The 13,812-nt window shown below is 71.1% G+C and carries 9 protein-coding genes and 1 pseudogene; 8 read left to right on the top strand and 2 right to left on the bottom strand.

Going from position 1 to position 13,812, the window contains the following annotated elements; translation table 11 throughout:
* Window positions 1–30 precede the first annotated feature (30 nt).
* From MB1_RS22915 to MB1_RS22905, 3 genes are read left to right on the top strand one after another with little or no spacing between them, the layout of a single operon-like run.
* Window positions 31–480 carry a Zn-ribbon domain-containing OB-fold protein gene (locus MB1_RS22915; protein ID WP_245650324.1) on the top strand — a complete coding sequence of 150 codons (450 nt, stop codon included), beginning with the start codon at window positions 31–33 and terminating at the stop codon, window positions 478–480.
* A complete protein-coding gene (locus MB1_RS22910; RefSeq protein WP_066913089.1) occupies window positions 470–1,606 on the top strand; it encodes a thiolase family protein in 1,137 nt (378 codons plus the stop codon). The genes MB1_RS22915 and MB1_RS22910 overlap by 11 nt, the downstream gene beginning before the upstream one ends.
* A 60-nt stretch (window positions 1,607–1,666) precedes the next feature.
* A complete protein-coding gene (locus MB1_RS22905) occupies window positions 1,667–2,845 on the top strand; it encodes a tyrosine-protein phosphatase (RefSeq protein ID WP_066913088.1) in 1,179 nt (392 codons plus the stop codon).
* Here the strand turns inward: MB1_RS22905 and MB1_RS22900 are convergent.
* Complete coding sequence (locus MB1_RS22900) at window positions 2,833–3,768, bottom strand: methionyl-tRNA formyltransferase (protein ID WP_066913170.1); 936 nt, start codon at window positions 3,766–3,768, stop codon at window positions 2,833–2,835. The genes MB1_RS22905 and MB1_RS22900 overlap by 13 nt on opposite strands.
* A gap of 200 nt (window positions 3,769–3,968) precedes the next feature.
* Between MB1_RS22900 and MB1_RS22895 the strand changes: the two genes are divergently transcribed.
* The 3 genes and pseudogenes from MB1_RS22895 to MB1_RS22885 all read left to right on the top strand — a co-directional run bounded on the left by MB1_RS22895 (window position 3,969) and on the right by MB1_RS22885 (window position 10,571).
* Complete coding sequence (locus tag MB1_RS22895) at window positions 3,969–8,006, top strand: non-ribosomal peptide synthetase (RefSeq protein WP_066913086.1); 4,038 nt, start codon at window positions 3,969–3,971, stop codon at window positions 8,004–8,006.
* Entirely contained in the window at window positions 8,003–9,364 is a 1,362-nt protein-coding gene (locus tag MB1_RS22890) for a lysine N(6)-hydroxylase/L-ornithine N(5)-oxygenase family protein (protein WP_084352513.1), read from the top strand. Before MB1_RS22895 ends, MB1_RS22890 begins: the two co-directional genes overlap by 4 nt.
* A gap of 100 nt (window positions 9,365–9,464) precedes the next feature.
* A pseudogene (locus MB1_RS22885) lies at window positions 9,465–10,571 on the top strand (ADP-ribosylglycohydrolase family protein).
* Window positions 10,572–10,627: 56 nt separating this feature from the next.
* On the opposite strand, the gene MB1_RS22880 reads toward MB1_RS22885, so the two are convergent.
* Window positions 10,628–11,047, bottom strand: coding sequence for a hypothetical protein (locus tag MB1_RS22880; protein WP_066913084.1), 420 nt, complete (start codon window positions 11,045–11,047; stop codon window positions 10,628–10,630).
* A 441-nt stretch (window positions 11,048–11,488) separates the two neighbouring features.
* On the opposite strand from MB1_RS22880, the gene MB1_RS22875 reads away from it, so the two are divergent.
* Together MB1_RS22875 and MB1_RS22870 are read left to right on the top strand one after the other, a co-directional pair.
* Window positions 11,489–12,880 (top strand): type I glutamate--ammonia ligase, encoded by a 1,392-nt coding sequence (locus MB1_RS22875; protein WP_066913082.1) that lies wholly within the window; start codon window positions 11,489–11,491, stop codon window positions 12,878–12,880.
* Between the two features lie 4 nt (window positions 12,881–12,884).
* On the top strand, window positions 12,885–13,736 hold the full coding sequence (locus MB1_RS22870) for a DUF6885 family protein (protein ID WP_066913080.1): 852 nt from the start codon (window positions 12,885–12,887) through the stop codon (window positions 13,734–13,736).
* Window positions 13,737–13,812 lie beyond the last annotated feature (76 nt).

The following is a 13,812-nucleotide window of genomic DNA, read 5'->3' as shown; positions in this document are numbered from 1 at the left end:
TCGATGAGCGGGGGCCGCTCGGAATTGTCGGTGAGCGGGGGCCGCTCGGAGACCGCCACGCGGCCGAACAAGCGCCGCGCCGGACGGGCGGCCGGCGGCCTCGCGGTCGCCGACTCGCGGCCCGCGATCGTCGACGGTGTCCTGCTCGGGGCGCGTTGCAGCGCCTGCGGCCACGCGCTCGCCCGCGCGGACGTGCCCTGGTGCCCGGCCTGCCACGGCCCGATCGAGACCGCCGGCTTCGAGCCGGTCGGAACGGTGTGGGCGGTGACCACGGTGCGCATCCCGGTCGGCCGCTGGTCGGCGCCGTTCGCGCTGGCATACGTCGACGTCACCGACGGGCCCCGCGTGCTGGTGCACGTGCACTGCGCGCCGCCGCCGGCGCCGGGCGAGAAGGTCGCGTTCACCGCGAACGCCGACGGAGATCTGGTGCAGATCGGCCTCGAGTCGGCCGACGGAACGGGGGACGGCAATGACGCGTGAGGCAGCGGTATGGGGCGTGGGTACCTCCGACTTCGGCGTCTTCGCCGACCGCCGGGTCGAGACGCTCGCCTGGTCGGCGGTCGCCGAGGCTATCCGCGACGCCGACATCGCACCCAACGAGATCGACGCGATCATCGTCGGCTCGGTCTTCGGGCCGCCCGGCGTCGCCACCCGTATCCAGCGGGGGCTCGGCATCGGCGCCATCCCGATGTGGACGATCGAAAACGCCTGCGCCAGTGGGACCAGCGCCTACCACGAGGCGGTGACCGCGGTGCGCTCCGGCCGCTTCGACCGGGTGCTCGTCATCGGCGTCGATCAACTCTCGACCCTCTTCACCGGCGCGATCGTGCCGGAGGCCACCGACCCCGAGGGGGCAACCGGGCTGCCCCTGCCCGGCCTCTACGCCCTGACCGCCGCGCGGTACCTCGACGTGCACGGCCTGACCGACCGGCAGCTGGCCGCGGTCGCGGTCAAGAACAAGACCAACGGCCTGGACAACCCGCGCGCGCATCTGCGCGCGGCGCCCCCGACCATCGAGGACGTCCTCGCGTCCCGGCCGATCGCCGACCCGCTGACGCTGCTGCAATGCTGCCCCACCACCGACGGGGCCGGGGCCCTGGTGATCGGGGCCGGGCGACGCACGGATCGCGATGTGCTGGTGGAGTCGTCGACCACCGTCTCCGGGCGCCCCTGGGATCAGCGGCACGACGAGGTGTGGGGCTTCTCCTGCGTGCGCCGGGCGGGGGAGCGGGCCCTGGCCGACGCGGGCCGCCGCATCGAGGACATCGACGTGCTCGAGGTGCACGACGCCTTCACCATTGGCGAGATCACCACCCTGGAGGCTCTCGGCATGGCCGAGGTCGGAGCGGGCGGCGACCTCGCGGTCTCCGGACACACCGCGCGCGACGGCGATCAGCCGGTCAACCCCAGCGGCGGCCTGCTGTCGCGGGGACATCCGCTGGGCGCCACCGGCACCGCGCAACTGGCCGAGATCGTCTGGCAACTGCGCGGCGACGCCGGGCCGCGGCAGGTGCGCCGGCACGGGGTGGGACTGGTCGAAACGATGGGCGGCGGCGCCGCCGGGATGGACGGGAACGCCTGTGTGGTCACGGTTCTGTCGGTCTGACGAGATATCCGCACGAGCCCGGCGTCGATGCCGGGCGCTCTCGACGGGAAAGGGACAACGATGAACGCACGCCGGGCGATCCGGGGACCGGAGGGGCTGCTCGGATTCCGTGCGGTCGCCGGTCTGCGCACCACCGACGGACGGGTGGTCGCCGACGGGACGCTGTATCGCAGCGCCACACCACAGTTCGTCGACCGCGCGGAGGCGGGCCGGTTCGTCGCCGAGTCGGGCCTGCGCACGATCGTCGATCTGCGGCTCGGACAGGAGGTTCGCAACGAGGGCAGCGGCGGCTTCACCGACAGCGATGTCGCGATCGTCAACGTGCCGTTCGCGATTCGGCGCACCCTCGAGCCGGACTCGGCGGTGGCGCCGATGCCCGGTCCGGACCCGCTGGTGGGCACCTACCTCAACTACCTGTCCGACCGGGACGGCTTCGCACGATTGGTCGCCGCCCTCTCGGCGCCCGACGCGCTGCCCGCGCTGATCCACTGCACGGTCGGCAAGGATCGCACCGGCGTGGCCTACGCGGTGCTGCTCGACGCCGTCGGTGTGCTGCGCAGCGATATCTGCGCGAACTACGCGCGCCAATCCGAGGACGTCGCCGCCATGATGGGACGGCTGCGGGCGATGGCCAGTTACGGCGACGCCGTCGACGTCTATCCCGAGCAGGCCTACCGGGCGGACCCGGCCGTCCTGCTGCGATTCCTCGGATGGCTCGACCACCTGCACGGAGGTTCGCGCGCGTACCTGCTGGCCTGCGGTGTCGCGGAGTCCGAACTGGACGCCCTGGCCGAGATGATCCTGCGCCCGGCGGGCGAGACCACCCCGGCGCAGGTGTCCCGGACGGCGGTCGTGCCCGCCCCGGTCGAGCGGACCTGGGCCGTGGCCGGTGACGTCGGCGCGGTCCACCGGTGGGTGCCGGCCATCGCCGACTGCTCGGTCGCCGGCGACGTGCGCACCGCCACCTTCGCAGACGGCGGCCGGGCCACCGAACGCATCGACCACCACGACGATCCGGGACGCTCGTACGCCTATACCTACCTCGACGGTCCCATCCCGATGGACTCCTATACCTCGACGCTCACGGTCGGACCGCGGCCCGACGGTGCGGGTTCGATCGTGGTGTGGAACGCCACCCTGCAGGCGGAACCCGTGGTCGTCGCCGCGATCGCCGGCTTGTACGAGGCGTCCCTGGCCGAGTTGGCAGTGGTGCTCGGGGAGTCCGCTCAGCTCAGGTAGCCACCGCCGTGCGGGAAGAACTCCCGCCCGTCGTGCTCGACACCGTCGTCGGTGCGCAGACGCTCGATCACCAGGCCGCGACTGCGGCCCAGATGGGCGTCCGCACCGGCGACGATGACCATCCCGTCACCCTCGTGGATGAAGACCCGACCGGGCGTCCCGCCGTACACGCACCGTGACACCGAGGCGCGGGTGATGCGCAGGCGCTGCCCGCGAAAGTGGGTGTAGGCGTTCGGATACGGATCGGACTGGGCCCGCACGAGGCGTTCGATCTGTTCGGCCGGCCATCGCCAGTCGATCTGCGAATCGATCTCGGATCGCTTGTGGAAGAAGGTGCGGTCCTCGAGGCGCTGCGGAGTCCAGGTGGCCGTGCCCGCCTCGATCCGATCGAGCGCCTCGATCACCACCTCGGGGATCAGATCGATCGTCTCGCGCACCAATTCGGTCGCCGTCGAGGTCGGCCGGATCGGCACCGAGCGCTGCAGCACGATGTCCCCGGTGTCCAGACCGTCGTCCATCCGATGCGCGGTCAGACCGGTCTGCGAATCGCCGCTGATCAACGACCAGATCACCGGGGAGAACCCGGTGTACTTCGGCAGCAGCGAGTCGTGCAGGTTCAGCGTCCCGTGCGGCGGCAGATCGAACAACTCCCGCGGCAACCAGGTCCGCCAGTTGTTGGCGACGATGATGTCCGGTTCCGCCCGCTTGACCCGATCGATCAGATCCTGGTCGGGCCGCTTGGCCAGGTGCACCGGAATGCCGTTCTCGCGGGCCAGATCCTCGACCGAATCCGACCAAATCTGCTCGTAGGCATGAGCGCTCGGCGGGTGAGTGACGGCCAGGACGACCTCGTGACGCGACTCGATGAGCGCTTGTAGGGTGCGATGACCCCAGGTTTGATAGCCGAACGTCGTGACTCGCATATTCACTCCTCGTGTCGGGGGGGCTGCTCCCGATTTCGGAATCTAGCCGACAAAGCTCCTCGAAACCCTACACAATCGGTTGGTGAGGCTATCCTCATCCCTATTTCATGACGCCTTCATGATGGGCGCACACCATATGAGGCGAAAGGGTTCGCGTCGGCGGAGTCGATCCGCTGCCGGAACGCAGGAAAGGGGGCATCGTGATCGACACCGTCGGCCAATGGTTGCCATTGACGTCCGCGCAACGGGGGATCTGGGACGCGCACGAGTTGCTCCCCGATCTCCCGATCGTGATAGCGATCGCCGCCGAGCTCGACGGCGACCTCGACGTGGCACTACTCGAAAAGGTCTGCCGAGAGGTCCTTATCGAGACGGACTTCATGGTGCGCGTCGAGGAAATCGAGGGTCGGCCGATGCAGTGCCTCGATCCGCGGGCGGACGACCCCTTCCCGGTGGTCGATCTGCGCGATGAGCCCGACCCGGAAACGGCCGCCAGGGAATGGATGATCGCCGATTATTCGGCCGGATTCGACGTCCTGGGTGGCCGCTTGATTCGCAGTGCTGCGCTGCGGGTCGGCGATCGGAGCTGGCGGTGGTATCTGTGCATTCATCACATCGTGATCGACGGTTTCGGCGCCATTGGCATCGTCAATCGCGTGGCGACGGTCTATTCGGCGTTGCGCGCGGGCGTCGAGCCCCCGGCCCCGCCGGCCCGGACCCCGCTCGCGGCGATCGTCGCCGCCGACCGGGACTACCGCGACTCCACCCGCTACCGCACCGATCGTGACCACTGGCGCGAACGGGCGGCCGACCTGCCGGAGCCGATAGGTACCGGCGGCTCGGGATATGTTGCGCCGGACGCGATCCCGCATCGCGTGGACGTGGTGATTCCGCCGGATGTCGGCGGGATCCTCGACGGGGCGGCCGAGCGACTCGGGACGATCGATTCCGCGATCATCGTCGCCGCGGTCGCCGCGTACGTGTCGCGTCTCGGGGACGCGGACGACGTGGTGCTGAGTCTGCCGGTCACCACCCGGACGACCGCGGCCCTGCGCCGCGGCGCGGGCATGCTGTCCAATGTTGTCCCGATTCGGTTCCGGATCGACGCGGGCACCACGGTCGCCGACCTCGTTCGGGACGCGGGCACGGAGCTGGTCGGAGCCCTTCGGCATCAGCGCTATCCGAATGCCGATCTGCGAGCGGATCGGCGATCCGGCGGCCCGGCCGATCTCGGCGGACTCTATGGGCCGACGATCAACATCATCAACACCTCGTCGGAGTTGGTCTTCGGCGACCTGACCGGCGGTTTCGACGTCCTGTCGACGGGGCCGATCGCCGATCTGGCGGTCACCGTCCATCCCGAGGGCATGGGTCGACGCACCCTGACGCTGCACGGCAACCGGGAGATCCACGACCGCGCCGACCTCGCCGATCACCTCGATCGGCTGCTGCGACTGCTGCGCGCGATCGCGTCGGCTCCCGCCGCGGCCGCCGTTCGCGCGATCGATCCGCTCCGTCCGCGCGATCACGACCGCCTGGTTCCCGCCCGTGGGCCGCGCCCGCCCGCGCCGATCGGTTTCGACGCATTGATCGCCGAGGCGGTTCGGCGCGCGCCGAACCGGCCCGCGATGGTGGTCCGCACCGCCGCAGGCGATCTGGTCGGCCCGACCTATGCGGAGGCGGACCGGCTCGCCGGAGGACTGGCCGACCGGGTGCGCGCCGCCGGGGCCGGACCCGACGATCTCGTGGCGATCGCGCTGGAACGATCGCCGGCGTCGGTGATCTCGAATTGGGCGGTCACCCGGGCGGGCGCGGCCTTCGTCCCGATCGACCCGACCTACCCCGCCGAGCGGATCGCGCACATCCTGCGCGACAGCGGCGCCGCGGTCGGCATCACCGTTGCGGCCCTGCGCGATCGACTGCCGGACGATGTGCACTGGATCGTGGTCGACCACCTGCCGACCGCCGATTCCCCCCACACCTCGACGCCGGTGTCCCCGACACCGGCGCCTCCGTCGGCCCGGCCGGTGGTGACCCCCGACCGGGCCGCCTACGTCATCTACACGTCCGGATCCACCGGCCTGCCCAAGGGGGTTGTCGTCACCCACGCCGGGCTGGTCGCGCTCGCCGCCGAACGCCGGATCAACTACCTGCTCGACGGGCAGTCCCGCGTCCTGCACAACACCTCGCCGAGCTTCGATATGGCGATCGGTGAACAGGTGATGGCGCTGTGCGTCTCGGCCACCCTGGTGATCACACCGGCCGACCCGAACCCCGCCGAGCTGACGCGGTTGATCGTCGACGGCGGAGTCACCCACGCCCTGCTGACCCCGACGGTCCTCGCCCGGCTGGACCCGGCCGCCGTCCCGGATCTGCGGGTCCTGGGGGTCGGCGGCGAGGCGGTCGGACCGGATCTGGTGCGGCGCTGGGGCATCGGACGAACGATGCGCAACGGCTACGGCCCCACCGAGGGGACCGACATCGCCACCGTCGCGGCGCTGAGGGCGGGGGAGCCGGTCACCATCGGATCTGCGGTCCACGGCTTCGACCTGATGGTCCTCGACTCGCGGTTGCGCCCGGTGATACCGGGCGCGGTCGGCGAGCTCTATCTCGGTGGCGCGGGCCTCGCCCGCGGATACCACCACCGGCCCGACCTGACCGCCGGGCGATTCGTCGCCCACCCCCTGGAGCCGGGAAAGCGCATGTACCGCACCGGTGATCGGGTGTCCTGGATGCCGGGATCGGAGTCGCCGCCGCGGCTGCGTTATCACGGCCGGTCGGACGATCAGGTCAAGATCCGGGGCCGACGGGTCGAACTCGGGGAGATCGAGGCGACCGTCGCCGCGGTACCCGGGGTGCGGCAGGTCGCGGTGACACTGCGGTCGACGCCGTTGGGGGACCGGCTGATCGCCTACCTGACCGTCGAGGGCGAGGGACCGGGCATCGAAGCGGTCCGCGAACACTGCGAGCGGACCCTGCCGCATCCGCTGGTGCCGACGGCATTCGTGATCGTCGAGGAGTTTCCGCGGACCCCCAACGGCAAGCTCGACGTCCGTCGACTGCCCGAACCCCAACCGGTGTCCCGCGCGCCCTACCGGCCCGCTCGCACGCCGACGGAGGCCGCGGTGATCGCGATCCTCGAGGATGTCCTCGACCAGTCCGGGATCGGCATCGACGACTCGTTTTTCGCCCTCGGCGGCGACAGCATCGCCGCGATCGACGCGAGCGCGCGGCTGCGGGCCGCCGGGCTGGGTATCGGCACGCGGGATATCTTCGAGCGGCGCACGATCCAGGCGCTGGCCGAGGCCGCCGAGTCGGCGCGACATCCGGATGCGCATGCCGCCGACGGGTTCGACGGCGCGGCCCTGCGGCCGATCCTGCCGCTGCGCACCGGCGGCGGGCGAGCACCCCTGTTCTGCATCCACCCGGCGATCGGATTGTCCTGGGGATACCGAGGTCTGGCCGAACGGCTGCGCGGAGATCGCCCGATCTTCGGTGTGCAGATCCCCGGGGCGCTGCCCGACGAGCCCCGGCCGATCGCCGACTATCCGACCCTGACCGCCGCGGCGCAGCGGTACGCCCGCGAGATCCGTGATGTCCAACCCGAGGGTCCCTATCTGCTGCTCGGCTGGTCGCTCGGCGGGTTGATCGCGCACGAGGTGGCGTGTCTGCTGCGCGAACGGGACCTGCCGGTGGTCCTGGTGGTGTTGGACACCACGATCCCGGACCCGGAGCGGCCCGTCGCCGTCGGATCGCGTCCGGCCGATCTCGCCGCGGCGCTCGGCCTGCCCGTCCACCTGATTCCCGACGCCGAGGCACCCGGGTCGGGCGGCGTCGACCCGCTCGCCCTGCTCGCCGACGTGGCGGATCCGGTCGATCGGGCCACGATCTCGCGCCTGTTCGACGCCTCGACACATGCCCACCACCTCGCGAGCGCCCGGGTTCCCGGTGTCTTCGACGGCGACCTGCTGCTGGTGACCGCCGGTCGCGATCGGCCGAGCCCCGAACCGGTGGTGACCGCGTGGCAGCGGCACATCCGCGGCGAGATCACCGTGCGCACCGTCGACGCCGACCACTGGGGCATATGCGGCCCCGAGGTGGTCGACCGTGTGGGCGCCGCCGTCGACGAATACCTCGACCGCTACGAGCGCGCAGGCGAACCGGTCGATGCGGACCCGTCTTCCCCGATCGGCTCGGCCCGGCCGAACGGACCAACCATCACCAGGGGGAACCCATGACCGTCGACCGCATCCCGCCCCACCCCGCGCGCCGTCGAGGCCGGCAACCGGACGAGATTCACGACATCGTCGGCATCGGCTACGGGCCCTCCAATCTGGCCCTGGCGATCGCCCTGTCCGAATCGGAGGCGGGCCGATCGGTGCGGGCCCGCTTCGTCGAACGTCAGGAGACCTTCGGCTGGCATCGGGGCATGCTGCTGCCGCGCACCACCATGCAGGTCTCGTTCCTCAAGGATCTGGCCACGCAGCGCAATGCCCGCAGCGAGTACTCCTTCGTCAACTACCTGACCGAACGGGGGCGTCTCAACGAGTTCATCAACCACCAGACGTTCTTTCCGACGCGCCACGAATTCCACGACTACCTCGAGTGGGCGGCCGCGCGGGTGGACGCCGACGTCAGCTACGGCACCTCGGTGGTCGACGTCGACGTCGTCGACGATCACTTTGTCGTGACCGTCGAGGGCCGCGACGCCGGGGTACTGCGGACGAGAAATCTGGTGGTGGCCAACGGGTTGCAGGCGCGGCTGCCGAACGATGTGCAGCCGTCCCGCCGTGTCTTCCACAACCATCAACTGCTGAGCCGGCTGCGGGAGCTGCCCGAGCCGACCCGAGGGAGGTGGGCGGTGATCGGCGCCGGCCAGAGCGCGGCCGAGGTCGTCGAATATCTGCACACCACCTACCCGGACGCCGAGGTGCACGCGATCTTCGGCAAGTACGGCTACTCACCCTCGGATGACAGCCCGTACGCCAATCGCATCTTCGACCCGGCGGCGGTCGACGACTTCCACGGCGCCGGCCCCGAGGTGCGCGCCCGGTTGATGAGCTACCACCGCGCGACCAACTACTCCGCGGTCGATCTGCCCCTGATCGAGGAGTTGTACGCGCGCGAATACGCCGAACGGGTGTCCGGCCGGCGACGGCTCTTCGTGCGGGGCGCCTCCCGAGCACTGGACATCGTCGAGCGCGGCGACGGGGTGGACCTGCGGGTGCGACACGACACCAGCGGACGGGTCGAGAACCTGCGCTGTGATGCGGTGGTCTGCGCCACCGGGTTCGCCCAGATGGAGGTGGGCGACGCCCTCGGCGGGCTCGCCGACCGGATCGTGCGCGACCCGTCCGGGCCCCGGGTGGGGCGCGACTACCGGCTCGAGCTGTGCGGGGACCTGCCCGGCGCGATCTATCTGCAGGGTGGCACCGAACACAGCCACGGGATCTCGGCCTCGCTGCTGTCCAATACGGCCGTGCGCGCCGGCGAGATAGCCCGCTCCCTCGTCGCCGGTATCGAACAGGGCGGTGCCGGGTGGGAAGGGGACGAACGGGCGGCAGCACGGCCGCCCCGGATCGCGGCGGGGGCCTAGCGGCGGCGCGGCGGCGGGTGGATGGTGGGGACGAACAAATCGGTTCGTTCCCCGTGACGATCCTCGACCGCGGCGTGTGATCCGGCGTACATTTCGGAGGGTGACCACAACTGATCCCGGTCCGGCGCCGCTCACGGGAACAGCGGAACGATTCCGGGGTTGCCTGCTCGGGGGAGCCATCGGGGACGCGCTGGGTGCGCCGGTCGAATTCGATTCCCGCACGGATATTTTGCGCCGCTTCGGCCCCGAGGGTATCGCCGACTACGCGGCGGCCTACGGCGGTCTCGGCACGATCACCGACGACACGCAGATGACCCTCTTCACCGCGGAGGGACTGATCCGCGGCTGGGTTCGCCTCCAGGTCCGCGGGTCGGTCTTCTACCCGACCGTCGTCGGACACGCCTACGGTCGCTGGCTGCTCACGCAGGGGGAGCACGTGCGCCACGGCGATGTCCCGCCGACCGGTTGGCTGATCGACCACCGGGAATTGCACAGCCGTCGGGCCCCGGGAACGACCTGCCTGTCGGCATTGCGCGAGGTCACCGAGTTCGGTCGCCCCGCCGACAACAGCAGCAAGGGCTGCGGCGGCGTCATGCGGGTCGCACCGGTGGCCCTGCTGGGGTGACGGGTGGGCGTCGACGCGGTGGAGGTCTTCGATCTCGCCGCCGCCCTCGCGGCCCTGACGCACGGCCATCCGAGCGGTTCGCTCCCGGCCGGCGTCCTGGCGGTGGTCATCTTCGAGACGGTGGCCGGGGCGGCGCTGCCGGACGCGATCTCCGCCGCGGTCGACATCCTGCGGACCAAGGACGGCCACCGGGAAACGTTCGAGGCGGTTACCGCTGCCGTGCGACTGGCCGAGTCCGCGGTGGCCGCTCCCGAGGCGATCGCGCGCCTGGGCGCCGGTTGGGTCGCCGAGGAGGCGTTGGCGATCTCGCTCTACTGCGCGCTGACCGCCCGGGATTTCGCACACGGGGTCACGACGGCGGTCAATCACAGCGGCGATTCCGATTCGACCGGCGCGATCACCGGCAATCTGCTGGGCGCGGCATTGGGCACCGCCGGCATCCCGCGACGCTGGCTCGACCCCCTCGAACTGCGGGAGGTCATCAGCGAGATCGCCGACGACCTGTCCGGCTGTGTCGGTTGGGATCTCGAACACGGCGGCGATGCCGAGCAGTGGGCGCTCGAGCGTTACCCGGCGTACTGACGCCCGCCGGCCGCCCGCTCCGCCGCGATGCGGAAGCGGGCGACCGCGGCTCCGGACTATCCGGAGGATCCGAACTGCGACGATCCGAGCGAGCTCGAACCCGTTCCCGCCGAACCGGTCTGCAGCGGATTGCCGGCGATGCCCCACTGGTGGATCACATAGTGGGCGTGGGCGATGAGCGGCCGGATCAGTGGAGCGTTGGCCGCGGACCCGGTCGCGCCTATCAGCGCGGCCGACCCGGTGGCGGCCGACCCGGTGGCGGCCGAACCGCTGGACGCCGAACCGGTGGCGGCGGATCCGGTGGCGGCGGACCCGGTGATGGCCGCGGCCGATCCTGCTGCGGCGGAACCGGTTACGATCGGAAAGGCGTTCGCGAGCGCCGGTGCCGCGGTGCCGGCGACGGCGGTCAATGCGCCGACCGCGGCGTATCGGCGCAGTGCGCCGGAGATCGGTGCGGGCTTCCTGTGCTTGGCCATACGATTCCTAACTCCCGATGGGTGGTCGCCCGTCGCGCACGTTTCGGTCGCCGAATGTCGGGCATGCCGAATCGGCCGGTGGGCACGAGGACGCGGTATTCGGTCGTGAGTACCGAGGCGGCGACGATCGCCGGTCGGCATACCGAAAGGACGATGCGCCGGGAAACTCGGCGCCGATCGCCTGCGTTCAACCCCCTGTCAGCGCCGCGAATCCGCTGGTTCGATCGATGCGAACTGTCATTCGTTCGAACGACAGTGAAACTGCCAGCAACAAATCGGACGATCAAGATAAAACCCGACCGCGTAGTTATCTTCCCGTGATGAGCAGCAGTTATGTACTTGTGATGGGGAGTATTTGGCGTCGAGGAGACCGTGTCGACCGGCCGTTGGTGACCGGTCGACGGTTTTTGTACGCGTTCGGTGCGCGATGAGGAGGACAGGATGCCCGGGTTCGACAACGACGAGACCGCCACCGAGGAGGTGACGGCGCAGCTGATCGACGACGGCATCCGTGGCATCTGGCTGACCTGGGCCGACAACAACGGCATTCCTCGCGGCCGCCTGGTCCCGGTCGCGGCGCTGCCGGACGTCGCCCGGCGCGGTGTCGGTGTCACGGTGCTGTTCGCGGTCTTCGACAGCCACGACGCGATCACCCATACCTACCCCGGGCTCGCGACGGCGTCCGGTGACCTGCGGTTGCTGCCGATCGTCGAGCGGTTGCGCCCGCTGACCGGACAGCCGGGGCTGGCGTGGGCGCCGGCGGTTCAGTTCACCGCGGACGGTGAGCGGTCGGCCTACGACCAGCGATACGCGCTCGAGCGGCAGGTGGCGCTCGCCGCTGAGCAGGGCGTCACCTTCCGGGTGGGCTGGGAGCTCGAAGCGGTGGTGTACCGCGACGGCGCGATCGCCCACCCCGGGCCCACCTACAGTCCGCACTCCCTCGTCGGCCTCGACGACCTGGTCGCCGCGATACTCCGGGATTTCGACGGAAATGGTCTGCGGATCAACCAATTGCACGCGGAATACGGGCCCGGTCAGATCGAGCTCAGCCTCGCGGCGACCGACCCGCTGTCCGCCGCCGACGACCAATTGTTGGCCCGGCAAACCCTGCATGCCGCCGCGGCCCGGCTCGGCTATCGGCTCAGCTTCGCGCCCCTGGTCGACCCGGCCGGCGTGGGCAACGGGTGGCACCTGCACACCTCGCCCTGGCGGGACGACCGCAACCTGCTGGCTCCCGTCGGCGACGCCGCCTTCGACGCCGGGGGCGCCCCCGATGTGGAAGGTGTCGGCGCGGTCGGCGCCGGCTATCTGGCGGGGATACTCGACCACCTCCCGGCGATCAGCGCGGTCGGGGCGCCGAGCGTCCCCTCGCGGCTGCGGCTGCGCCCCGGATACTTCGCCGGCGCGTACGCCTTCTGGGGCATCGAGAACCGCGAGGCGACGGTCCGAGTGGCCCGGGGCGGACGATTGCTCGGCGACGGGTACTGGAACGTCGAGGTGAAAACGGCCGACGCGTCGGCGAATCCGTATCTGTTGACCGCCGCGGTGATCGGGTCCGGGCTCGACGGCATCGGCCGATTGCTCGTACCGCCCGCGCCGATCGCCGCGGACCCGGGGACCTGGAGCGCGCGGGAGCGGGCCGCCGCCGGGGTCGCATTGCTGCCGCAGAGCGTTCCGGAGGCGACCGACGCGCTCGCCGCCGACGCTGTGGTGTCCGGGGTCTTCACCACCGATGCGCTCGGCGCGTTCACCGCCGTCCGCCGGTCGGATGCGGCGTGGGCGGACGGCAAGAGCGATATCGAACGGGTCGACGCACACCGGTGGCTGTACTGATCCGATGACGCCACGATCGACCGAGTTCCCCGGCGCCGCGCTGCTCGCCGCCGCCGCGGCGCCGGAACTGCCGCAGAAGGACGATCTGTGCGGGCCGTTCTGGGCCCTCGCGGCCGCCCGCGTCTTCGGCGCCCGGGTCCGGGACCAGGACGAGGCGGCGTTGGCGGCCGGCACCCTGCTGTGGACCGGCGACTCCCTGCCACCGGGCATCGCCGGTCGACGCGACTACCGCGTCGAGCTGCCCGCCACCGACGACGAGAACCGCGCCGGAACCGATCGCGCCGGGGTCGCCCGCGCGGTCGTGCGGCTGACCGGGGGCGCGGCAGCCGTCCTCGAGATCACCGACCCCGCCCGCCGCTGGGACGACGACGGCCTGCGCGGGCTGTTCGAGGCGGTGTCCGCCGTCGACCGGACGGTGGTGGTGCTGGCCAATGTCGCCACCGAGCAGTACCTGTTGCCCGCCGAATCCGGCGCGGGGGAGCGGTATCTCGCGACGGGCGAGACCGCCGGTTACCGCACCGCCGGCTGGCGGGCCGGCCACTTCGTCGCGGTCCTCGGATGGCGCGAAGGGCGCGCCGGGCGGCTCTACCGCGTGCACGACAGCTACCCGCTCGACCCGACCGCGGCCACCGGATCGGCCGAGATCCACGACCAACCCGAGGAAGCCTTCCGGGCCGCCCTGAGCCGCCCCGGCCTCGGCGCCGGCGCACTGCTGCTGGTCGGCTCGCCCGCGACCCTCGATCGACTGCGGCCGGTACCGGAACGGTTCGGATGGGCGGCGCGCCCGCTCGACCCGGACCGCGACGGCGCCCCGCCGGCCGCGGCTACGTCAGCCAGGCCTCGCCGCGCCCGCTGAACCGGTCGATCGGCAGCGCCCGCGCCATCACCCGGGCGTACTGCCGGTCGAAGGCGGGCAGCAGTCGACGATTCAG

This window comes from Millisia brevis NBRC 105863 (genome assembly GCF_001552615.1).
In the GTDB taxonomy this organism is placed as follows: domain Bacteria; phylum Actinomycetota; class Actinomycetes; order Mycobacteriales; family Mycobacteriaceae; genus Millisia; species Millisia brevis.
This window is presented reverse-complemented; position numbering and strand designations above follow the sequence as displayed.

Bases quoted from the DNA above. Each gene is read 5' to 3' on its own strand.
- MB1_RS22910 (WP_066913089.1), top strand. From the start codon at position 470: ATGACGCGTGAGGCAGCGGTATGGGGCGTGGGTACCTCCGACTTCGGC.
- MB1_RS22905 (WP_066913088.1), top strand. From the start codon at position 1,667: ATGAACGCACGCCGGGCGATCCGGGGACCGGAGGGGCTGCTCGGATTC.
- MB1_RS22900 (WP_066913170.1), bottom strand. From the start codon at position 3,768: ATGCGAGTCACGACGTTCGGCTATCAAACCTGGGGTCATCGCACCCTA.
- MB1_RS22890 (WP_084352513.1), top strand. From the start codon at position 8,003: ATGACCGTCGACCGCATCCCGCCCCACCCCGCGCGCCGTCGAGGCCGG.
- MB1_RS22880 (WP_066913084.1), bottom strand. From the start codon at position 11,047: ATGGCCAAGCACAGGAAGCCCGCACCGATCTCCGGCGCACTGCGCCGA.
- MB1_RS22875 (WP_066913082.1), top strand. From the start codon at position 11,489: ATGCCCGGGTTCGACAACGACGAGACCGCCACCGAGGAGGTGACGGCG.
- MB1_RS22870 (WP_066913080.1), top strand. From the start codon at position 12,885: ATGACGCCACGATCGACCGAGTTCCCCGGCGCCGCGCTGCTCGCCGCC.